This window comes from Streptomyces sp. NPDC054786 (assembly GCF_053611685.1).
This window is the reverse complement of the sequence record NZ_JBSHAW010000007.1, coordinates 165,656-186,810: the sequence shown is the minus strand read 5'-3', so window position 1 is coordinate 186,810 and position 21,155 is coordinate 165,656. Positions and strand designations below refer to the sequence as shown.

17 protein-coding genes and 10 pseudogenes are annotated in these 21,155 nt (G+C 67.5%); 17 read left to right on the top strand and 10 right to left on the bottom strand.

Annotation, left to right across the window (positions count from 1 at the left end; translation table 11 throughout):
• Positions 1-370: 370 nt before the first annotated feature.
• Both ACWGI6_RS08890 and ACWGI6_RS08885 read left to right on the top strand, forming a co-directional pair.
• Positions 371-1,186 carry a class I SAM-dependent methyltransferase gene (locus ACWGI6_RS08890; RefSeq protein WP_453266871.1) on the top strand — a complete coding sequence of 272 codons (816 nt, stop codon included), beginning with the start codon at positions 371-373 and terminating at the stop codon, positions 1,184-1,186.
• Positions 1,187-1,349: 163 nt separating this feature from the next.
• Positions 1,350-1,598: a transposase family protein gene (locus ACWGI6_RS08885; protein ID WP_453266840.1), complete on the top strand. Its 249-nt coding sequence runs from the start codon at positions 1,350-1,352 to the stop codon at positions 1,596-1,598.
• A gap of 24 nt (positions 1,599-1,622) precedes the next feature.
• Here ACWGI6_RS08885 and ACWGI6_RS08880 read toward each other — a convergent pair.
• The 4 genes and pseudogenes from ACWGI6_RS08880 to ACWGI6_RS08865 all read right to left on the bottom strand — a co-directional run.
• Positions 1,623-2,261: pseudogene (locus tag ACWGI6_RS08880) on the bottom strand (MFS transporter); the annotation flags it as partial.
• A gap of 127 nt (positions 2,262-2,388) precedes the next feature.
• Positions 2,389-2,859 (bottom strand): annotated as a pseudogene (locus tag ACWGI6_RS08875) (SDR family NAD(P)-dependent oxidoreductase); the annotation flags it as partial.
• Between the two features lie 188 nt (positions 2,860-3,047).
• Positions 3,048-4,463: an MDR family MFS transporter gene (locus tag ACWGI6_RS08870; protein WP_453266839.1), complete on the bottom strand. Its 1,416-nt coding sequence runs from the start codon at positions 4,461-4,463 to the stop codon at positions 3,048-3,050.
• 966 nt (positions 4,464-5,429) lie between these two features.
• Positions 5,430-6,043, bottom strand: a pseudogene (locus ACWGI6_RS08865) (histidine phosphatase family protein).
• Between the two features lie 198 nt (positions 6,044-6,241).
• On the opposite strand from ACWGI6_RS08865, the pseudogene ACWGI6_RS08860 reads away from it, so the two are divergent.
• The 3 genes and pseudogenes from ACWGI6_RS08860 to ACWGI6_RS08850 form a co-directional block, all read left to right on the top strand.
• Positions 6,242-6,507: pseudogene (locus ACWGI6_RS08860) on the top strand (IS630 family transposase); the annotation flags it as partial.
• Between the two features lie 354 nt (positions 6,508-6,861).
• Entirely contained in the window at positions 6,862-7,182 is a 321-nt protein-coding gene (locus tag ACWGI6_RS08855) for a hypothetical protein (protein ID WP_453266838.1), read from the top strand.
• 636 nt (positions 7,183-7,818) lie between these two features.
• A pseudogene (locus ACWGI6_RS08850) lies at positions 7,819-8,439 on the top strand (IS256 family transposase); the annotation flags it as partial.
• A gap of 60 nt (positions 8,440-8,499) precedes the next feature.
• Here ACWGI6_RS08850 and ACWGI6_RS08845 read toward each other — a convergent pair.
• Positions 8,500-9,240 carry a class I SAM-dependent methyltransferase gene (locus ACWGI6_RS08845; protein WP_453266837.1) on the bottom strand — a complete coding sequence of 247 codons (741 nt, stop codon included), beginning with the start codon at positions 9,238-9,240 and terminating at the stop codon, positions 8,500-8,502.
• Between the two features lie 245 nt (positions 9,241-9,485).
• Here ACWGI6_RS08845 and ACWGI6_RS08840 point away from each other — a divergent pair.
• The 3 genes and pseudogenes from ACWGI6_RS08840 to ACWGI6_RS08830 form a co-directional block, all read left to right on the top strand.
• Positions 9,486-9,660: pseudogene (locus ACWGI6_RS08840) on the top strand (IS5/IS1182 family transposase); the annotation flags it as partial.
• A gap of 154 nt (positions 9,661-9,814) precedes the next feature.
• Entirely contained in the window at positions 9,815-11,359 is a 1,545-nt protein-coding gene (locus ACWGI6_RS08835; protein WP_453266836.1) for an FMN-binding glutamate synthase family protein, read from the top strand.
• A gap of 120 nt (positions 11,360-11,479) precedes the next feature.
• A complete protein-coding gene (locus ACWGI6_RS08830; RefSeq protein WP_453266835.1) occupies positions 11,480-12,238 on the top strand; it encodes an alpha/beta hydrolase family protein in 759 nt (252 codons plus the stop codon).
• A 64-nt stretch (positions 12,239-12,302) separates the two neighbouring features.
• Here the strand turns inward: ACWGI6_RS08830 and ACWGI6_RS08825 are convergent.
• A pseudogene (locus ACWGI6_RS08825) lies at positions 12,303-12,858 on the bottom strand (IS701 family transposase); the annotation flags it as partial.
• Between ACWGI6_RS08825 and ACWGI6_RS08820 the strand changes: the two are divergent.
• The gene (locus ACWGI6_RS08820) at positions 12,787-13,008 is read left to right on the top strand and encodes a hypothetical protein (RefSeq protein ID WP_453266873.1); all 222 of its coding nucleotides are present in this window, start codon (positions 12,787-12,789) and stop codon (positions 13,006-13,008) included. The pseudogene ACWGI6_RS08825 and the gene ACWGI6_RS08820 overlap by 72 nt on opposite strands.
• Before the next feature lie 203 nt (positions 13,009-13,211).
• Here the strand turns inward: ACWGI6_RS08820 and ACWGI6_RS08815 are convergent, their stop codons facing one another.
• A complete protein-coding gene (locus ACWGI6_RS08815; protein WP_453266834.1) occupies positions 13,212-13,589 on the bottom strand; it encodes a VOC family protein in 378 nt (125 codons plus the stop codon).
• Between the two features lie 192 nt (positions 13,590-13,781).
• Between ACWGI6_RS08815 and ACWGI6_RS08810 the strand changes: the two genes are divergently transcribed.
• From ACWGI6_RS08810 to ACWGI6_RS08795, 4 genes and pseudogenes are all read left to right on the top strand, one after another.
• Positions 13,782-14,822 carry a vWA domain-containing protein gene (locus ACWGI6_RS08810; RefSeq protein ID WP_453266833.1) on the top strand — a complete coding sequence of 347 codons (1,041 nt, stop codon included), beginning with the start codon at positions 13,782-13,784 and terminating at the stop codon, positions 14,820-14,822.
• 611 nt (positions 14,823-15,433) lie between these two features.
• A pseudogene (locus tag ACWGI6_RS08805) lies at positions 15,434-15,582 on the top strand (transposase); the annotation flags it as partial.
• Positions 15,574-15,720: pseudogene (locus ACWGI6_RS08800) on the top strand (IS701 family transposase); the annotation flags it as partial. The pseudogenes ACWGI6_RS08805 and ACWGI6_RS08800, both read left to right, overlap by 9 nt.
• Positions 15,721-15,884: 164 nt before the next feature.
• Complete coding sequence (locus ACWGI6_RS08795; RefSeq protein ID WP_453266832.1) at positions 15,885-16,115, top strand: e9imm peptide; 231 nt, start codon at positions 15,885-15,887, stop codon at positions 16,113-16,115.
• 703 nt (positions 16,116-16,818) lie between these two features.
• On the opposite strand, the gene ACWGI6_RS08790 is transcribed toward ACWGI6_RS08795, so the two are convergent.
• Entirely contained in the window at positions 16,819-17,358 is a 540-nt protein-coding gene (locus tag ACWGI6_RS08790; protein WP_453266831.1) for a 2'-5' RNA ligase family protein, read from the bottom strand.
• A gap of 52 nt (positions 17,359-17,410) precedes the next feature.
• Here ACWGI6_RS08790 and ACWGI6_RS08785 point away from each other — a divergent pair, with 52 nt between their 5' ends.
• The gene (locus tag ACWGI6_RS08785; RefSeq protein ID WP_453266830.1) at positions 17,411-17,671 is read left to right on the top strand and encodes a hypothetical protein; all 261 of its coding nucleotides are present in this window, start codon (positions 17,411-17,413) and stop codon (positions 17,669-17,671) included.
• Here ACWGI6_RS08785 and ACWGI6_RS08780 read toward each other — a convergent pair.
• Positions 17,655-17,753 (bottom strand): hypothetical protein, encoded by a 99-nt coding sequence (locus ACWGI6_RS08780; RefSeq protein ID WP_453266870.1) that lies wholly within the window; start codon positions 17,751-17,753, stop codon positions 17,655-17,657. The genes ACWGI6_RS08785 and ACWGI6_RS08780 overlap by 17 nt on opposite strands.
• Before the next feature lie 260 nt (positions 17,754-18,013).
• On the opposite strand from ACWGI6_RS08780, the gene ACWGI6_RS08775 reads away from it, so the two are divergent.
• Entirely contained in the window at positions 18,014-18,193 is a 180-nt protein-coding gene (locus tag ACWGI6_RS08775) for a hypothetical protein (RefSeq protein WP_453266829.1), read from the top strand.
• A 188-nt stretch (positions 18,194-18,381) separates the two neighbouring features.
• Here the strand turns inward: ACWGI6_RS08775 and ACWGI6_RS08770 are convergent, their stop codons facing one another.
• The gene (locus ACWGI6_RS08770; protein WP_453266828.1) at positions 18,382-19,587 is read right to left on the bottom strand and encodes an MFS transporter; all 1,206 of its coding nucleotides are present in this window, start codon (positions 19,585-19,587) and stop codon (positions 18,382-18,384) included.
• Between the two features lie 64 nt (positions 19,588-19,651).
• Here ACWGI6_RS08770 and ACWGI6_RS08765 point away from each other — a divergent pair, with 64 nt between their 5' ends.
• Together ACWGI6_RS08765 and ACWGI6_RS08760 are read left to right on the top strand one after the other, a co-directional pair.
• Positions 19,652-20,029 carry a MerR family transcriptional regulator gene (locus ACWGI6_RS08765; protein ID WP_453266827.1) on the top strand — a complete coding sequence of 126 codons (378 nt, stop codon included), beginning with the start codon at positions 19,652-19,654 and terminating at the stop codon, positions 20,027-20,029.
• A gap of 3 nt (positions 20,030-20,032) precedes the next feature.
• Positions 20,033-20,230, top strand: a pseudogene (locus ACWGI6_RS08760) (hypothetical protein); the annotation flags it as partial.
• Positions 20,231-21,155: the final 925 nt, after the last annotated feature.

The window sequence follows — 21,155 nt, the reverse complement described above, 5'->3', positions numbered from 1 at the left end:
TACTTGCGGTGCGTTGAAGAGCAGCAGTGGCTTCGTCCAGGGCGAAGACCACGTCCACAAGAGCGAGGTGCGCTGCGACGAAGTCCGCAGGCAGTTGTCACTCAACGTACGCGCTCCACAGGAATTGATCCAGAACCCAATCTCGTGTACAGGTGCTGTCCGTTCTCGGGTTCTGGCCCACTTCGTGTGGTCGCGTACAAGGGGTGACTGTTGGTCTTCGCCCAATGGTGGTTTTAGTGGTCGTAGGCGGTCAGTGCGCGAGGGACTGGCTGGCCGCGCATGAAGCAAGCTCCCCTCATCAGGCCCCTTGGAATCGATCATCTAGGCTGGCGCGGTGACTGGTGAGCAGGAGCGGGTGCAGCCGTCGGGAGTGTGGGCCACGGCGGTGGGGGTGGCCAGGGTGCGGGCGCTGGAGACCGAGCGGGAGAGCGCGCTGTTTCGCGACCCACTGGCGCAGGCCTTCGCCACCGCCGGCGGCTTGTGGCCCGCCTCGCCTCCGCTGCCCGATGACGAGGCCGCGCGACGCCGACGGCTGGCCGTGTCGTTCTCCATCGTCATCAGGACGAAGTTCCTCGACGACCTGTTGCAGCAGGCCTCCGCGTCCGGGGTCCGGCAGGTCGTGCTGCTCGGCGCCGGCATGGACAGCCGGGCCTTCCGGATGGACTGGCCCGAGGGCACCCGGCTGTTCGAGGTCGACACCGCCGCGCCACTGGACTTCAAGGCTTCGGTGCTGCGCCAGGAGCGGGCCGTCGCGCGCTGCGAGCGGATCACCGTCGCGGTGGATCTGCGTGAGGACTGGCCAGGCGCGCTGGCCGCAGCAGGGCACGACCCGGCCGTGCCGACCGCGTGGATCGCCGAAGGACTACTGATCTATTTGCCCGAGGATGCGGTGGAGCTACTGCTGGCCCGGGTCAGCACGCAGTCGGCGGCTGGCAGTCGGATGGGGCTGACATTGGGCTCGCGTGGCGTGATCGAGCGCTTCGGCGCGGACGCCGCGCCGGGATCGGCGGCGTCCATGTGGATCTCGGAGATGCCCGACGACCCGGTGGGCTGGCTGGCCGGGCACGGCTGGGAGGCCGACAGCCACACCCTGCACGAGCGCGCTGCCGCCTACGGACGCCCGATCAGCACCCCGCCGCAGCGCGAGGAGCGGCCCGGCGGACTGATCTCGGCGGTCCGCCGGTAGAGCGCCTCCCGGTTCCCTGGATGATCGGTTCCAAGGGGGCCTGATGAGTGGAGCTGGCTTCATGCGCGGCCAGCCAGTCATGCGCGCACTGACCGCCTACGACCACTGAAGTCCGCCAGAAAATCGCCTGGCGGGACGGTGGTGTGGTCGACAGTCCTTCGCCGTGAACGAAGTGCTGCCGCAGTTGAACGAGCTGCTGTTTTCCTCGGTCGAGGGCGTGTTGGTGGAATCGGTCGAGGTGATCGACACGGTCGTCCGGGTCGAGGCCCGTACGACCGCAGGGCGGGCGGCCTGTCCGGGGTGCGGGTGCTGGTCGGGGCGAATACACGGCTCCTACCTGCGATTTACTCGTGATCTGCCGACGGCGGGCAAGTTCGTCGTGGTGTCGTTGCGGGCGCAAGCGGAAGCTTGACCCCGATCTGCCCACCGTCTACTGGTGGATCATCGCCCCGGTCGCCGAGGCCATCGAGACCGCCAAGTCCAGCCGCGCGGGCAGCCGCGGGGAGGCGTGCACGCGCGCGAGCAGGGCGAGCGCCAGCAGGCCCCCCGGGAGATTGACGAAGAAGATCCACCGCCAGCCCACGGAAGCGGTGAGCGCCCCGCCGACCACCGGCCCGGCCGCCACCGCGACCGCGCCGCCCACGGTCCAGATGGCGATGGCCCGAGCCCGCTTCGCCTGGTCGGGAAAGCCCTGCCGGACCAGGGCGAGGGACGCCGGCATCATCACCACCGCCGCACCCCCCTGCACCAGTCGCGCCGCCACCAGCACGCCGAGCCCGGGTGCGAGCCCGCACGCGGCCGAGGCCAGCGCGACGAGCACCAGGCCGCCGCCGTACGCCTGCCGGGCCCCGATACGGTCGGAGAGGGCGCCTGCGGAGAGCATCAGGGCGGCGAATATCAGCGTGTAGCCGTCCACCACCCACTGCCGGCCGGACATGCCGCCGCCGAGGCTGCGGCCGATGTCGGGCAGTGCGACGGTGACGGTCAACGCGTCCAGCGAGATGAGGAAGAAGCCCAGCAGGGCGGCACCCTCCTGGATGCCGCCGACCTGCGGCGGGCAGAGACGCGTGCGGATTCGCCCGACGGCCCGCCAGCGAGACGGCGTCGACCTGGGCGTCCGTGATCCGGGTGGCGTTGTCGATGCCAGGACCGCAGAGGAACGGGTTCTGCCTGCGCTGACAGGTCCCGCGCCGCCCTGGACCTCACTGAGTGTCGAGGTCCGTCCCTCGAGAGGCCTTCTCCCACACGGCGAGCTCGGCCCGCACCGAGTCCAGGTGCCCGACGAGGAAGTCCACCGCGTCGCCGCCGAGGGTGAGCCGCAGCGGGGTCCTCTCGGCGTCCAGGGCCAGCCGGATCGCCGCCGCGGCCTTCACCGCGTCCCCGGGCTGGGTGCCGTCGCCATCCTGCAGCAGCTTCCGGGTGGCGCCGACCTTCTCCCCGTACGCCGGGTGCTCCTGGGAGAAGTAGGCCGCGCCCTTGCCGAACAGGTTGGTGCGGAACGCGCCGGGTTCCACGATCAGCACCTTGATGCCGAACGGCGCCACTTCGTCGACCAGGCCCTCCGACAGCTGCTCCAGCGCCGCCTTGGTCGCGCTGTATGCGGAGAACCCGGCGAAGGACAGCTGTCCGCCGAAACTGCTGATGTTCACGATCGATCCGCTGCCCCGCTCCCGCTTGTTCGAGGTGCCGTCTTGTGAGATCGCGCGCCTGTCTCACAAGATGTCTCCGGTGCGCAGGCCCGGGACAAGGCCAAGTGCACAAGTCCGGCCAGGTTCAGGGCGAGGCTACGGACTGGTTGGCCGGTTTGCCACGGCCTGCGCTGTGGTTTCCGCAGCTCCGTGGCCCGGGCTCCACCCAGCCCTCATGATCCGGTGGGCTGGTCCGCGGCGCTGCCGTGTTGGGCGTCAGCGGCCGCGATTCGGCGCGGCAGTTTCGCGGCAACGGCGATCGTCGCCAAGGTGAGAGCGGCGGCGATGCCAAAGGCCAGCTTCGTCCCGCTCAGCTCCGCGGGCACGACGGGGACACCGTCGGCGACCAGGTGACCGGTGCGCGCGGACATCACGGTCACCACAAGCGCGGTCCCGAGCGCCGCGGCGACTTGCTGCAACGTCCCGAGCATCGAGCTTCCGTGCGAGTACAGGTGCGGGGGAAGCGCGCCCATGCCAAGGGTGAAGACGGGGGTGAACGTCGCCGCCAGGCTCACCATCAGCAGCGCGTGCAGTCCCAGCACTTGCCAGTAGGGCATCGTCATCGAGACCTGGGTGAAACCGCCGAGGGCGAGCACCATGCCGATCGAGCCGGGCAGTACCAGCGGCCGACTGCCGAACCGGTCGAACATCTTCCCAACGGTCGGTCCGAGCAGTCCCATGGCCAGACCGCCCGGCATGACCAGCAGGCCGGTCTCCAGCGGGCTGAGCCCGCGCATGTTCTGCAGGTACAGCGGCAGAAGGATCATCGACCCGAGCATCGCCAGGAAGCCGATGGATATGAGGGCCAAGGAAAGGCCGTAGGTGCGGTGCCCGAGGATTCGCAGGTCCATCAGAGGCACGCCGGTGCGTTGCAACTTGAGCTGGCGGATCACGAAAACCGCGATTGCCGCGACCCCGGCGATGACGATGCCGATGCCGATCCCCACCCTGCCGTCGGTCTCGCCGAGGAGGCTCAGGCCGTACACCAGGCCGCCGAAGCCGAGCGCCGCCACGGAGACGCTGAGCCAGTCGATGGAGCTCACCTGCGGCTCGCTGATGTTGTCGACCTTGCGCAGCCCGAGCAGGGTCACCAAAGCCGCGATGGGCAGGACGGCCACGAACAGCATGCGCCAGGAGCCGACCTGCAGGATCAACCCGGACACGGCAGGTCCGAGCGCGGGTGCCACCGAGATCGCCAGGGTGACGTTGCCCATCACCCGGCCGCGGTCATGCTCGGGCACCACGATCATCAACGTGGTCATCAGCAGGGGCATCATCACGGCTGTACCTGCGGCCTGCACGATCCGCCCCAGCAGCAGCACCTCGAAGGACGGCGCGACGGCTGACAGTGCGGTACCCGCGAGGAACACCCCCATCGCGATGGCGTAAGCCTGGCGGGTGGTGACCCGCTGCAGGAACCAGCCGGTGATCGGAATCACGGCGGCCATGGTCAGCATGAACGCAGTGGATACCCACTGCGCCGACTGCTGGGTGATGCGCAACGAGTCCATCAACCGCGGGATGGCGTTGATCAAGATCGTCTCGTTCAGGATCACCACGAACGTGGCCAGCACCAGCAGCCGCACCACGGTCGGTATGCGGCCCGCCTGCACGGCCGGTCGTTCTTGTATTGCAGCTGACATGGCAGCACCTCGCTGGGGTTCCTGGTCACAGTCGCCCCTCAGCCAAGGGCCGGCGGCACGAACGTGGGGGTGATTGTGGGAAGAGACCGGCATGCCTGGCAGAACTCATCGGTCGGCGCGAGTGTTTCGCATCGTCGCGCCAATCTCACCCGAATTTTCGCCTGCTCACGAGGGCATCCGTCGGCGACGCCGTGGCCGACGGCCCGCAGTCTATCGACGCCTGCTACGCCGCAGGGAACCTGCTTCAAGGGCACCTCCCGCCGCCTCGTCGTGAGGACCTCCAAGCCCGCGCAGACCACCGGCCGCTTCGCCTACGCCAACTGGGAGGAGCGCCCCCTCACCCCGAGCGAGGCGGCCCGTAACTCGCCCACGTCGCCACGACCAACACCGTCGACGGCGGCATCGAGGCCGCCGGGACCACCTGCGAGTACGCCATCGTCTACGTCACGGCCACTACACGTACGTTCACCGGCATATAGGTGCTGGTCGGGGTACATTCAGGCGGGTGTATGCCCCTGATTGCTTGCATCACGAATTGGTAAAGCGCTCCTAACGTTGCAGGTCGGGAAGGGTGCTTTCCGCCCAGGCGTTGGTGAGCCGACAGCTGGCGCGCGGCGCTGGCAAGTCTCCTAGTGCTCTCCGCGCAGGCGGTGGTGAGCCGACCTGCGGTTCGAGTTCCTGGACCGCCAGACCCAAGACAGCACTCGGTGGGGTCGTCGACGGGGTCGTATGAGGCGTCGTCCCATGGGGGCTCAGGATCTTGTGGCCGCAGCCGCTCGAAGCGCTCGATGACGATGAGGCGCGATTGCTGGCCAGGACGAGGTTCTGCCGGGCGGTCGACTGCTGGTCGGTGGAGAGCTGCTTGTAGATCAGGTTCGCCATTTCGGCCCCTTCCGCACGGAGGAACGGGCCTCAGACGTGGAGCTCCTGCGGGAAGCCGGTCCAGCGGAGCTCGGTGGGGAGGTGGCTGGTGTCGTTGAAGAGGAGGACCGCCGGTGGGCGGTCGGGTGCGTAGCGGATGACGGTCAGGGCCGCGTTGGCGTGGTTGATGCCCAGCCACCGCCACTTCGGCGCATCGAGGGCGGCTCGGACGAGCCAGCCGACGAGGAAGTTGTGGGTGATGACAAGATCGTGGCGCGGCTCGTCGCCGACGACAGGTCCGGTGAAATCCGCGAGCGCCGCCGCCGCGAGCCCGGTGCCCCGCTCACGTTCTTCTGCCGTGAACTGGTCCAGGAACTCGAGCCAGGCGTCGGCGGCTTCCGGCGGCAGTTCCTCGCGTGTCGGCAGGTAGGGAATGAAGTCGCCAGCCGCTTCGGAGCGACGCCGTCGAGCTGTTCACCGACCAGCTGGGCGGTCTGCTCGGCGCGGGCGAGCGGCCCGTGCCGGATCGCCGCCAGCGGGACCCCACGGAGCCGCTCCCCCAGCAGGGCAGCCTGATGACGGCCTGCATCCGTCAGTTCGCTCTCGTCCGGCGATGCCTCGCCGTGCCGGGTGAGATAGAGGTAACGGGTGGTCGTACCAGTCATGGGCGCGTCCTCCAGTGAACTCGATCTTGCGGATGCACGGAGGGACGCCGACCCGCGCAGGCCGGTTCCGCGACGGGCTGGGGTCGCTTCAAGCCGGATCAGCGCGTCGCAAGGTCCTGACGACGGGCCCTCATCCTCGGCGCCGTCGTCCTCGTCCAGCTCCGGCGCGTCCGGATCACGCAGCGGGCGCAGGGCGTCGGCCGCAAGGCGTTACGGTGCCTGCCCTCCCGCCGCGGCGTCGCCTTCCAGCGCACCAAGACGTGGAAGGAGTCTCCGGATTCCGAGCGCGACGCCGACCGCATAGAGCACGTGATGGAGCGGTTCCCGGACTGGGTGTTCGCATTCGACGAGTTCGGCCGTTCGGTATCCGTCCCACCGGCGGGTCGTGCTGGGACGAGGAGGGCCACCCGGAGCGGCACCCCGCGACCTTCCACCGCATCCACGGGGTGCGGGTCGCGAAGGGGGCGCAGCCCCTCGCCCGGCCCGCGGCCGCGAAGTTGCACCAGTAGCGGCCGATGGACTTGATGTGCCAGCCCTTCAGCGAGGAGAGTCCCGCGCGATCGCGGACAAGATTCCGTTCCGGTGGGTGACCGCTGATGCCGCCGACGGCTTCAGCAACTTCCGGACGGGGCGTGCGGGGCTGGAAGCTGTGCGAGAAACCGTGATCTGTGGCGTTCTGTGACAGTGGACCGGTCGGTGGAGCTCGTGCGGCTCCCGGCAGTCGCCTGAAACTCATCAGATTCTCGGTTCCGCAACCCACTCGATGCCCTTGGCGTCCAACTCCATGACGGACGGCTGCCGATCACCCGGGAGAGCACGTGGCGAAGAAGGACCAGAGGACGGACGCGTCGAGGGAGAAGGACCGCGAAAAGTGGATGGCGCGTTTCCAGGTACGGCTGGCCATGCAGCCGGGCGTGGACCGGGCAGTCGTGCTCCAGGCGGTCAAGGATGTCACGGCGCACTGCGCGGATACGGGAGAGCACCCGCGGACGGCCTTCGGCGACCCGGACGCCTGTGCCGTGCAGGCCGCCGCGCGGCTGGTGCCGGCGGACCGGGCGGCGCGCGCGAGGCGGCACGACGCCGTGGTGGACAGGCTCGACTCCGTGCTGAAGAGGGCCGGGGACGTCGCCGGTCTGTGACCGGTTGAAGCGACTTCCGTCATGGCCCGGCGCACGGGTTCTGACACAGCTTCTATCCGACGGGGCTGCCGGGCAGCTCAGACGATTGGCGGAGCGCCGGAACGCCGGAGCGCCGGAGCCCGATGACACCGATTGTGTTTTGCGCGCTGCTGGTGACAGACAGCGTGCCGTCCCGGTGACAACCATGGTGCCTGACGCCTTCAGCAAGCCAGGGAGCACCTTTCCCAAAAACGCAGGCAAGAGTTTGAGCAGCACCGTACCGACGACCGTGCCGCAGAGTAGTACGTGTGCCGCTCTGCAGGGCACCCAGCGGATCGCGAGCAATGCTCAGGACCTGTGGATCGGGGGTCGGGGAGCACCCGAAGGGCGTACCTTCCCGAGTGATCGATTGAAGGTCACCGAGTAGGCCCGCATTCGCAGCGCGGGTCGGGAAGGCACGCCCGTGCTCAGCGTGGTCAATCCCGATGGCAGCACCCAGAACGGCTCCCTGATCGACGAGATCGTCCGGGAAGGCGCACGGCGGATGCTGGCCGCCGCGCTGGAGGCCGAAGTCGACGCGTGCATAGCCGAGTTGGCCGACCAGCGCGACAAGGACGGCCGCCGTCTGGTGGTGCGCAACGGCCACCACCAGTCGCGGCCGATCTGCTGCGCGACTGTGCACGGCGCGGGATGCAGACCCCCATCCTCGCGGTCGGCTACGGCGCGCTCGGCTTCTGGAAGGCCCTCGCGCAGGTGTTCCCCGAAACCCGCCACCAGCGGTGCTGGGTTCACAAAACGGCCAATGTCCTCAATGCTCTGCCGACGTCGGCCCAGCCCGGCGCCCGCAAGGCACTCCAGGACATCTACAACGCCGAGGACCGTGAGCACGCGGTCAAGGCCGTCGCCGCGTTTGAGAAGGCGTACGGCGCGAAGTGGCCCAAGGCGGCCCGGAAGATCACCGACGACGTTGACGAACTGCTGGCGTTCTACGACTTACCGGCCGAGCACTGGGTTCACCTGCGCACGACGAATCCGATTGAATCGACCTTCGCGACGGTGCGGCTGAGGACCAAGGTCACAAAGGGCGCCGGCAGTGCGGCTGCCGCGCTTGCCATGGTCTTCAAGCTCGTCGAGTCCGCCCAAGCCCGCTGGCGCGCGGTGAACGCACCTCAACTCGTCGCGCTCGTCCGGGCCGGAGCCCGCTTCGAACGCGGCACCTCGTCGAACGCCCCGAGACCCTCGCGGCATGACCGACCTCAACCACCCTCACGGTATTGACAATTACCTAGGTGAAGGCCCGCCCATTCCTGAGCGTGGAGTCGGGTCGCTCGCCTGTTCCTACACGTCAGCAATGACAAGCCGGTAGCCGACGTCGAGTGTTTCGCGGTCGAGGAGGTCAACATGACGTTCGTGCCACAGGCCGGAAGACAGGTCGTCGGACAGCCGGGCCAAGCCTGGACGGAGGACCTCCTCGCCAGTCTGGGCGAGCATCGAAATGCCGGCTCGCACTTCCGGATCAAGGTAGGCCTCAGGTCGGCGCCAGAAGGCGGCGCCGAATCCGTCGGTGCAGTCATGCGGGACCGGGACCGTCTCGATGCGGGCGCCTCCCAGCAGTGCAATCAGCCGGTCGACCGCGACGGCCCGCGTGTCGTCGAACGCGGCTACCTCCGGCAGGTACTCGTCCACCAGCCAGAACCTGCGGAATGTGATCTGGTCCCAGGTGAAGATGACGACGCGCCGCCGGGCGATCCGAAGCAGTTCCCCGATACCGGCTTCCAGGTCGGTCCAGTGGTGCACGGTCAGGAGGGCCATCACCGCGTCGGCCGAGTCGTCGGCGAGGGGGATCGACTCCGCGGACGCCTGCAGGGTCCGCACGGATCCGGCCGGACGCTGGGCGATCATCACTGAACTGGGTTCAACTGCCAGCACCGTTTGCGGCGGTTCGTAGGAGCCGGTGCCGGCACCTACGTTGATCACTGTCGCAGCATTGCCTAGCGCCGTGTGGATCTTGACAGCGATCCGGGGATCCGGTCGTCGGGTGTGACTGTAGGTCGCACCAATGCCGTCATAAGTCGTCACGACGGACAGTATGCCGCTTCACCCATGGCCACGTGCCGCTGCCGGTGAACCCGTCCACAGGTATGGACAATTTCTCGCGGATCGCGGCCGTCCGGTCCAAGACCCAAGCCCTCTTCCACGACGCTATATCGCCGATCTGGCCGACTTCATTCACCGGCTCCGCACCGACCGCTCCCCCGGCAGCCCCCGCTTGCAGGACTACGTCAAAGCGAGAAGGCACATTCCAGGCCAACCAACACTGCCAAATGGAGCGCACCCAAGCCCGTCAGAACGCCTCTACCGGCTCGCACGCTGCCACGAACGCCGCACCAGCGTCATCAACGCCTTCTTCGACCTCGCGGATGCCATCGTGACCGTGCGTAGCCTGCTCGACGCGCCTGGACCACCACCGCTGGGGACGACCGCCCACCCGACGGCCCTGACCCCACACCTGCCCGAGCGAGCCCCTACTATCATTTCGCGTTCTCCGACGGACGCTGACGCCCGCGGGGTCGTGCCCGCCGCCCAACACCCGACACGACACGACGGCTCCACCGCATCGCAACGGAGTCGAGCATCGAGGAGAGGAACGTTCATGCGTGCCCGGAGCATCGCCACGGCCACCGCAACAGCATTGGCACTGGTGGCCGCCCGTGACCTTGTCCAGAAGAAGCACGCATTGCTCCGGAACTTCCCCGTGCTCGGGCACGCCCGGTACCTGTTGGAGACGATCGGCCCGGAGCTGCGGCAGTACATAGTGACCTCCAACGACGAGGAGCGCCCGTTCAGTCGTGACCAGCGCACCTGGATCTACGCGTCGGCGAAAGGGGAGAACAACTACTTCGGGTTCGGAACCGACAACGACGTTGAGCACATACAGGGGCACGCATACCTGAAGCAGCGCACGTTCGCCGGCGCGCTGCCCGATGCGCACGACCCGCAGGCCCCACTGCCCTCAGCCAAAGTGCTGGGCGGGCCGCGTGGGCGCGCCAAGGCGTTCCGACCGGCGAGCGTGGTGAACATCTCGGCGATGAGCTTCGGATCGCTCTCCGGCGCGGCGATCACGGCGCTCAACGAAGGGGCGGGGCTGGCGGGCACCCTGCAGAACACGGGCGAGGGCGGTCTCTCGCCGTACCACCGCCACGGTGGCGACCTCGTCCTTCAAATCGGTACGTCCTACTTCGGCTGCCGCAACGAGGACGGCAGCTTCAACATCGACAAGCTCAAGGATGTGGTCGCCGGCGCCCCGGTCAAGGCGATAGAGATCAAGCTCTCCCAGGGCGCCAAGCCAGGGCTGGGCGGGATGCTTCCGGGCGCGAAGGTGACCCCGGAAATCGCCGAGATCCGCGGCATCCCGCTCGGCGAGGACTGCGCCTCTCCGTCGCGACACACCGCGTTCAGCAACGTCGACTCGATGCTCGACTTCGTCGAACTGCTCGCTACCGAGACCGGCTTGCCGGTCGGAATCAAGAGCGCGGTGGGAGAGATGGAGTTCTGGCAGGAGCTGGCCACACTCATGGCGCGTGGTGACCGTGGTGTCGACTTCGTGACCATCGACGGCGGCGAAGGCGGCACCGGGGCGGCGCCACTGACCTTCTCCGACTCTGTGTCGCTGCCCTTCCGGATGGGATTCTCCAGGGTCTACGGCGCCTTCGCCGAGCTGGGGCTGACCGACGACCTGACCTTCATCGGCTCCGGCAAGCTCGGGCTTCCCGAGAACGCCGCGGTCGCCTTCGCCCTGGGTGCCGACATGATCAACGTGGCCCGTGAGGCGATGCTGTCGATCGGCTGCGTCCAGGCGCAGAAGTGCCACACCGACAAGTGCCCCACCGGCATCGCCACCCAGAACCCGTGGCTGGCCCGCGGCCTCGACCCGACCTCGAAGGCCACCCGGGCCGCTGTGTACCTGCGCACCCTCCGCAGGGAGCTGATGAAGGTCTCGGCGGCCGTCGGCGTCGCCCACCCGGCACTCATCACGGCCACCGACATCGAGATCATGAACGGGGACTACGAGGCCCGCACCCTGGCCGGCGTCTACGGCTACAAGGACGGCTGGGGCGAGCTCGGCTCGCACCTCGCCGAGGAGATCACTGCACTGCTCACCACCAAGCCGGCCTCCGTGCAGAAGCCGACCGTCTGACGCGCCGGCAGCGACAAGCACCGCACTCATGCTCTCCTTCTCGGAGGATGCGCGTGGCACCAGCCGGTGTTGCCCTCGTCTCCCCCTGCCCCACAAACAGCCTGTCTAGGTGATCACAACATGACCGAAAAAGTGCGATTCCAGAGCGTCGTCGGCCCCGAACTGGCCGGAGCAATCGACCTGCCGGACGGCAAGATCCGAGGCTGGGGAATCTTCGTGCACGGATTCACACTCGGCAAGGACTCGCCGGCCGCCTCGCGCGTCAGCAAGCAGCTGGCACGCGAGGGGATCGGAATGCTGCGCTACGACAACCTCGGGGTCGGAGACTCCGACGGCGACTGGGGGGACGGTTCCTTCACCATCAAGGTCCAGGACACTGTCCGTGCCGCAACTCTGATGGCGGAGCGAGGGACTCCAGCAGACCTGCTGGTGGGACATTCATGGGGAGGCGCAGCCGTCCTCGCCGCAGCGGCCGAGGCAACCGGCGTCCGCGCGGTCGCCACGATCGGGGCGCCTGTCGACCCCAGCCACGTCGAGCGACAGTACGACGCGGTCATGGATCGCGTGCTCAGTGATGGGTCGCACGAGTGGTTCGTCGGCGGGAGGACCCTGGTGCTCAAGCGTGCCTTCGTCGAAGACGTCCGCCAGGCTCACCTGCGAGATCGGATCAGCGAGTTGAACCTGCCGCTACTCGTCCTGCATTCGCCGACCGACAACACCGTCGACATCGACAACGCCGGGGAGATCTTCCGCGAGGCACGACACCCGCGAAGCTTCGTCTCGCTCGAAGGAGCAGACCATTTCCTGACCGCCCGAGGACAAGCGCAGCGAGCCGCCCACATCATCAGCGCCTGGGCCGACCAGTACATCCAGGGGTAAGGGGCTCGCAGGAAGACATCCCTTGCCGGTGCCCAGGGACGCCTGGAGTGCCCGCCCGCTGGCCTCATGGCACATGTTGGAGCGGTCGGGCAGGTTGTCGGTGCGTAGAAACGGTGTCCCTTGGCGCCGGCCCCTGCCGACAGTCTCTGCCAGGCCCGTTTGGGGACCTTCGCGGCCAGCGCGTCCGCCCGGAACTTCCCACCGGTGGCAATGACTTCGGACGAGCAGGCAATGGCAAGCACGTAGCCGCCCCGCGCTCCTCCAGCGCGGCCCGTAGCCTCGGATTGCCGCCGTAGACCTCATTGCCCGCGACCCAGCCCGCACGGTGCCCGGCGTCCAGGAACCGGCCGATCATGCGGGCGGCCAGCTCCGGCTTGGTGGCGAAGGCGATGTCCTCGTCCAGTCCGGCGGCCTGGCAGCGGTCCGGATCAGCGGTCCACGAGCACGGCACGTAGAGTTCCCGGTCCACCGCCGCGTGCCCTCGGCGGCCCGCGTAGACGAGGTAGACCGCGACCTGGGAATTCTCGATTCTGCCCGCAGTGCCGGTAGTGGCGCTGAACGCCGACCGTGCAGGTTCCCTCATTGAGGTCGCCCGTCTCGTCGACCACCAACACCGCCTCGTCGTCGTGGAGGTGTTCGACGACGTAGTCGCGAACATCGTCCCGGACGGCGTCCGCGTCTCAGGAGGCACGGCACAGCAGATGCTGCATACCGCACGGGGCGGCCTCTCCGGCCCACTCGGCGATCGTCCAGCAGTTCTTGCGTGGTAGGTCCGACAGGAGTCCGAGCACCAGCCGTGCCGCCCGTCGCCGCGGTTCAACCCGTGCGAAGCGGCCCGCCAAGCGCCCCATCAAGCCGTTGAAGCTTTGCTTCCAGCGGGCGGGTTCTATGCTGTGGCCCGCGGCCACCGTTTCATCGTCAGTCCACACAACTTGCGATGATCACCGGTGGCCGCACCCATGTGCGTCCTTTCTCAGTCCCGAACGAGACAGAACGGGTGACCTGCCGGGTCGGCGTAGATCCGCCAACTACGCTTCTGGGCACCAGCGTCGAGCAGTGTGGCGCCCAGCTTGAGAACCTCTTCCTGGGCCTGATCGAGGTCCGTGACTCCCAGGTCGAGGTGGAACTGCTGTGGCCAAGCAGGGTCTGGCCACCGGGGCGGCCGATGGTCTTCCACACGCTGGAAGGCGAGCACGAGCCCGGTCTCGGTGTGGAGGGTCGCCCAATCGTCGCCGAGCGACCACCGTGGGTCCGGCTGGTTCACCACGCCGCCCAGGAGAGACTGGTAGAACCGGGCGAGCTCAAGGACATCAGCACAATCCAGCACGACACACTGCAGCTCGGCGATCACGAAGGGCAGCGTAGACCAGCGACCCATAGGCCACCCCTCCAGCCCTGATCACGATCTACAGCCGGAGTATTAGGCCCGGATCTCCGTGGAAAGTCCGGATTCTTCGTGTCTGCATCCAACCTGGAGTCCAAGATCAATTGTCAGTGGTGGGTGAGAAGATGAGTGCATCGAGTCGGAAAAGGGGGAGCAGTTATGTCCGGAAACCAGAACTACATCAATCACGTTGCTCTTGTGCTGGATGCCAGTTCGTCCATGTCCCACTTGAGCGGCAAGGTCGTCGAGGTCGCCGACCAGCAGATTGCATATCTGGCCCGCCGGTCGGAGGAACTGGACCAGGAAACCCGCGTTACGGTGTACGTCTTCGCAGACAAGGTGGAGTGCGTCATCTACGACAAGGACGTGCTGCGGATGCCGTCCCTGAAGCAGCTGTACCGGGTTGGCGGAATGACCGCTCTGCTGGCGGCCACGTTGAAGTCGCAGACGGAGCTGGCGCAGACAGCTCAACTTTACGGTGACCACAGCTTTCTGACGTTCCTCCTGACTGACGGACAGGAGAACGCAAGTCATCGCTGCCCGGATGCTGCTGCCGGGGATCCGCGTGAACTGGTGCAGGCCGTGGCCAAGTTGACCGAGACGCAGGAGGACAACTGGACGCTGGCCGTCCTTGTGCCGGACCAGATGGGCAAGCGCGAGGCCATGCAGTGCGGCTTCCCGAAGGACAACATTGCCATCTGGGACGCCACGAGCACACAGGGTCTGGAAGAGGCCGGTCAGGTCATCCAGCAGGCAACCGAAAAATTCATGGTGGGCCGCACCCAAGGCATCCGAGGATCGAAGGCGGTGTTCTCCACGGGTGCCGAGGCTGTCAACAAGGACAGCGTAGAGGCAGCCGGCCTCACCCCGGTGCATCCGTCCGAGTACCAGCTGATTCCGGTGGCTCGCGAAGCGGTGATCCGGGACTGGGTCATCGAATGCGGGCACACTTTCCGTACCGGTTGTGCGTTCTACCAGCTCAGTAAATCGGAGAAGATCCAGGCACGGAAGCAGATTGCGGTGCTGGAGAAGAAGACAGACCGGGTATACACGGGGCCGCAGGCCCGAGCCCTGCTCGGCCTGCCGGACCAGGAGACTCGCGTCAAACCGGACCACAACGACGACTTCACGATCTTTGTACAGAGCACCAGCGTAAACCGCAAACTGGTACCGCACACACGGCTACTCCTTATGACCTGACGCCTCAAAAGCCCCGCCGGCCCGACGAGGCGCACCTGCGGCGCCTGGATGCGTCCGGCAGCCAGCTGTGGCTGCCGGGCCTGACGGACGGAGCCCGTTTCGGCTTTGCCCAGCCGCTGCGGGCGGGGTGTGCCCGTGCTCAGAGCGGTATGCGGCTACTCCCTCTGTCCACAGCCCCGCGGCTGCACCCTCTGGGGAGTCGTCGTGATCCACGTGGCGCCGTCAGTCAAGGAGCTCCGTATGCCGTACCTGATTCCGCCCCGTACGCCGCTCACCCCGAAGCAGGTGGAGCGGGCATGGACGAAGTGGACGCGGCGGCCGACCGGATCATCGTGCTGAACAGCCGTTGGGCACACACTAGCCAGGCGCTGATGGACGGCGGCGTGTCCCACTGTCGGACTGTCTGGTGCCGGGGAGTTGGATGCTGAGCTTCGCTCTGCTGGCTGGCTTCGCCTTCCGCCGGGACATCGCGCGCTGAGCACCGGCAGGCGGGCGGACCCGGGGCAGTACCGTGATCGGGCGGCCGGTACGTGTACGTGCCGGCCGTCGGTGTGCGGTGCGCTGCCCGGAAACGCTCCCGTCGGCCCGGCCCGCAGGTGGCCCCGTTCCGGGTGCGTGACTACGTCGTCGAGCACCTCGGCGACCCCGAGGCAGTGCTCATCGTGGATGACACCGTCTTCCTGAAGAAAGGCGTGCGCTCGCCGGGGGGCAGCGGCAGAACTCCGGGAACGCGGTACGGACGGAGAATTGCTACCCGGGGTGGCATCGCCACATCACCCTGGCCATGTCCGCACACACCTGCCTGACCGTCCTGCGCGCCCGTGAAGTCGATACCGGGACAGCAGAAACGGGTCATCCCAGCTCATCGGCCTCAGCCTCGCCGAGATCAGACGCCTGATCACCCGCCTCACCGAACGCCAACACCACGCCCGCATCAGCCACTACACACGACGCGGACACAGCCCATAGAACTGCCCGCCCATCAGCACAAACACCGTTGCAGTACCAGGACTTGTCCGGCCGATCACGCATCTCGTTAGGGTGACCCCAACAGCGGGGGTGATGAGTGCAGTGGAGATGAGCCGGGCCGAGGCCGTTGCCCTCGTGCAGCGGATCATGGATGTGGAATACGCCCCCGAAGAGGAAGTGGATGGGTGGTTGGACATGCTAGACAGAGCCCTGGCGTGTCCAACCGGCCACGTCAGTGGCTTGATTTTCTGGCCGCCGGAGCGGGAGCTCTCGGCCACCGAGGTGGTCGATCAGGCCTTGGTCTATCGGCCGATCTCTTTGTGAGGTCGGCGCTTATCTCCGGAGCCAGATGGCTCCCCCGCATCTGTCATGCGGTATGCATACACACAAGCACCAGCCAGCGGCACGCAATTGAGTCAACTGCCCCTCATCGGGGGCGGACCAGCTACGATCCGATCCCCACGGCCACAGGACCGCGTCGGTTGTAACCGCTCGAGCCTGCCCCTACGTGGGAGCGGAACTTCCGCTCCCCGCGCCCGCAGGGACGGTCCCGGGTGCTGCTCGCCGTGGAGTCTCCTTCAGGTTGCTCACCGACGACCCGCACTGTTCGCACGTGGTCGACCTCAGCGACTGGTGACCACCAGCCACAAAGGGCCCCGCACCCGTCTTGCCGGTACAGGCCGCACGCTGGAGCGATCGACGTCCGCGATATCGGATGGGCGGGGTCATCCATCAGCGGTCGGGCGGCGATGAATGCCGCACGACCTCGGGCAACCGCAGCGTCCCGTCGGCGTCCGCGTAGTCGAAGCAAGCCCCGGCAGCGCCGCACCGGTGGTGGCAGCGGCCAGGGCGTGCGCCGGGCGCCGTCGGCGCCGCGGCTGCCGCAGGGCGGGCGACGAACTGGTGGCCCATCTGCTGGCGGTCCATCACGCGGCCGTCGGTCGCTGGCACGAAGCCCGGGTGTGGCGTGCGATGGCGCGCCTGATGGGCTTCGTCTTCGGCAGATCAGCCAAGCATCACGACCTGTTCATTCGCGGAGTGCGAACGACGCTCGCTCTTGCCACTTCGCACCGTCATGCACCACGAGGTCCACTGACGAGACACGGGACGTGAAGGGCAGTTTGCTGAGAAGGTCGGCCTCAATCCCTTGCAGGACAGCATCATCCTGACCGTCAGCGATGGTCAAGTGGGGCACGACCTCGGTGAACTTGCCGCCATAGGGAGGAGCCTCGGGCCATCGATCAGCGATCGCCTCAGTCAGCCGCCGCAACTGCGTGTCTGGCTCAGGAACGAGATACAGCACCTCCGGAAACCGCCCGCAGCTCTCAAACCGCAGGTCAAAGGCACGATGCTTGCCGAGCACGTCAGCGAGAGCCGAGCAGACCAGCGAGTCTATTCGGCTCTCGTCGAGGAACGGGAAGAGCACAGTGACATGTGCTGGAACCCCGGCTCGGGCCGACGCATCGAACCGACCACGCCATGCGTGGACTGCCGGCTCGGCGTCCGGGATCCTGACGATGAGGCCCGTCTGACCGGCCTGAAACCTACTCGTGCTGTCGTCTGCCATGACACGGCATGCTGCCACCTCCACAGCCTGCCGCAGTGATCATTATGCGCTGATGATCACGACTGATCCCTTCTCGGCGTGCTGGGGCTCGCGCGAGACGCTCTCCGTCGACCTGGCGGAGCCCGCTCTGGTCGCCGGAGTGGGCGCCGAGACGGCGGTGGATGCCGGCCGGCGGCGACACCCCGTCCGGGTGCTGCGGGTGCGGGCCGACATGGTGCCGCAGGACGCCCCGCTGTTCGCGGGGGCCCGATCGTTGTCCCGAGGCTGCTGGGCTGCCCTTGCGATTCAAGCCGTGGTCAGTGCAGCTGCCTGAGAACGGTGTCGGGGCGGCACCCTTCGCAACAGGCGGCGGTCTCGGGGTCGGTGAGTATCGCCAGTGCCTCCTGGTCGGTCAGGAGACGGTCGCTGCGGACCTGCGCGCAGTCGGGCCGGTGGATGAGGCACTCTGCCCGCCGCCACAGGGGCGCGTCGCCCAGGGGCCAGCGCTTGCACTCCTGGGGCGGCGGGGGGGGCGATGCTGCGGTAGTCCCCGCCCTCGACCGGCTGAACTACGGGGTGCGGGGCATTGAAGGCCAGGGTGCGCGTCACCAGTCGGGACCCGTGGCGGCGGTCGCCTTCCTGGTCGGGTATTTCCAGTTCGAGGTCGTACCACCAGGTGCCGGAGCGGTCGCGGCGACGCCGGGTCACCGCCGCGCGTAGGCGCTGCCCGCCGTACACCTGGCCGACCGGACGGATCCTGCCGGTACGCATCGACCTCGCCCGCTCCGCCGGCACCGACTTCGAACGCGTCGTCCTCACCATCCGACTCGCGCTCCCCAAGTCGGCCGACCGCTGACGGCTTGCGACCTGGCGCTGGGCCGGTACTGGGAGCACAACCATCCCGGCGAGCCGCTGGAGGAGTACCTGCGCCGTTGCGGCCTGGCGAGCCGGTTCGGGAAGGCTCTGCCGCAGCGGATGCAGTCCGCGCTCGGCGACGTCGCCCAAGTGCGGCCCGGTGGTGGCATCGGCGGACGGGCCGAGGATTCAGCTTGATCGCTTGACTGGGAAGCCGTGGGTGCGGGTGCTGACGACGACGATCAAAGCCGGTGCGACAAGGGCAAGAACGCTCCAGGGGAACGAAGTGGCGCCGAGTAGGTCGAGCAGGACACCACCGACGACACCGCCACCGGCCATGGCCACGTTCCACAGGGTGACGAGCATCGCCTGCGCCGCGTCGGCCTGGTCACCGCCGGCCTGCCCCGCAGCCGTCTGCAGGAGCGTCGGCACGCCGCCCCACCCAAGGCCCCACAGCAGCACGGCGAGGTAGACCAGAGCAGGGCTATCGGCCAGGACCGCGAGGATGGCGGCCGCCGCACCGACCAGAAGCGTGCTGGCGATGGTCAGACTGCGCAGCCGACGGTTGATGAGGGCACCGGTGATCCAGATGCTCAGCAGTGAGGCGCCGCCGAAGACCAGCAGCGCTAGGTCGGCGCTGTCGGCCATGCGTACGTGGGCGAGGAAGGCGGCGATGTAGGCGTAGAGGATGGTGTGGGCTAGGACGAAGACCAGCGTCACGAAGAGAACCGGAGCCACACCGGGGACGCGCAGCGCCTGACGCATAGGGGCGCGGTGCTCCTGGCGCTTCCCAGCGTAGTCCGGCACGACAGCCATGATCCACACAATCAGGGCGACAGCGAGAGCGCTGATGGCCAGGAAGGCCGCCTGCCAGGTGACCGCCTTGCCTATGAAGGTGCCTGCAGGGACGCCCAAGGAGAGGGCAACCGGGATGCCGGCCATGGCGATGGCGATGGCCTTGCCCTCGAGGCCGACCGGGACCATGCGGCGGGCGTAGCCGGCCAGCAGGGCCCAGCCCAGGCCGGCGGCCACACCAGCCACGAAGCGGGCGACCATGGTGAGGGGGTAGTAGGTCGACAGGGCGGTGACGGTGTTGGCGACGGCGAATCCCGCGATGGCGGTCAGCAGCAGATGCTTGCGGCGCCATCCGGCGGTGGCCGCGGTGAGCGGAATGGCGGTGAGCGCGGTGCCGAGCGCATAGATCGTGACGGTCTGTCCCGTGGCGGACCCCCTGACGTGCAGGTCGGCGCTCATCTCGGGCAGAAGTCCGGCAGGAAGCGTCTCCGTCAGGCTGGTGATGAACACCGCCGTGGCCAACGCGAGCAGCGCCGCCATAGGTAGTTTGTGTTTCTGGTTCTGCGCGCCGGAACCAACGGGCAACTGCTGTGTCGTCATGCCGGTATGCTCAAACCTTCACATAGATGTGAAGGTCAACCCGACATGGTGTGAGGTGGAACACATGCGCATAGGCGAGTTGTCGAAGTTGACGAACACCAGCCGCAGGCTGCTGCGTTACTACGAAGAGCAGGGACTCATCGTCGCGGAGCGCTCCCCGAACGGCTACCGCGAATACGATGAGCGCTTCGTCGATCGCGTACTGCAGATCCGGGGGCTGCTCGACGCCGGGCTGCCGACTCGGATCATCAAGCAGATCCTGCCGTGCCTGGATAAGCCACGAGTGATCTACTTCCCCGACGCCACCCCGGAGATGATCGCAACCCTGGAAACGGAGCTGGAGCAGTTGAACCAACGCATCGAGTGCCTGACCCGCAACCGGGACGCGGTGGCTGAGTACTTGGAGTCGGTGCGGGACTACCGCAGCTCCGACGCCGCCTGAACGCCGCACGGGCACCGAGGGCCCCCGGCAATGCGACTTGCCCCCGGCCAGTGGGTGCGCTGGCAGCTCAACTATCGCTTCAGCAGCATGGCAGGAATGCAGGACTGGTCGTACCAACATCGCCTACGGACCGGCGAACGCCGATGTATTCCTGTCCCGACACCCACCGTGTTTGTCGACGAGCAAGGGCCGCTCCGATAACCACGTCCTGAACGTCGACCAGGCCCCAAATGACGTCACGCGTGCTGTTCACCGAGACCCCGGATGTCGTCGCCGTATGGAGAGCAGACGCGCCACCAGCACCGTGCTCAATGGCATCGGCGTCCACCTCTACCTGGAGAACGCCGAGCCGACGGGAGGCGCTGCTCGGTCTGGGCCACCCCGACTCCGCCTACGCAGGATCGACGTGGCACTTCCTGGCAGACCACTGCGAGCAGGAGTCCGCCCTCTCCTGCCTCGTCCCTTAGGCGGAGAAAGAAGCGGGGCTGCTGATCGAGCCCGGTGACGTCGAACTCACCCACGTCGTCGACCTCGTGGACACACCCGGTGGCCGGCCACTCATGCAGATGGTCTTCCGAGCCCGTCACTGGTCGGGAACTCCGGAGGTCCGGGAGCCCGACGAGTGCACGCGCCGGGGCTGGTGGCCCCCGAATGACCTCCCGACGCAGACGGTGCCCTGCACCCGGGCCGCCGTCGAAGGCATCCGCGCAAGGCGCCTCTGCACGGAAATGGGCTGGTCATGACCACTGAGACGTGCCCAGGAACGGAATCGCAGGTCTATCGGCTCAACCTTGAGCCCCGGTGACGAGCAGCGGGTGAGCACCGGCCCCGGGCAGGGCGCCTTGACCTGGTGGCTTCCCGCACCACACGCCCTCGCCGAGGAATCAGCACCTTGACCACACCACCACAGGAGATGAGCCGATGAGCACAAGGCCGGACAGCACCCTGCGGTCCGGCGGGTGCCTGTGCCGGATCTGACAAATGATCTCTGCGGAGCTTTGGTGTCCGAGCCGATGCAGCGTGGGGGGGGGGGGCCCGGCCGGCGGCCGGGCCCCCGGAGTGCAGGCCGGAGAGTCCGGTGGGGGTGGTGGGGAACCGCCCGGGGGGCCGCGGGGGCAGGGGGGGT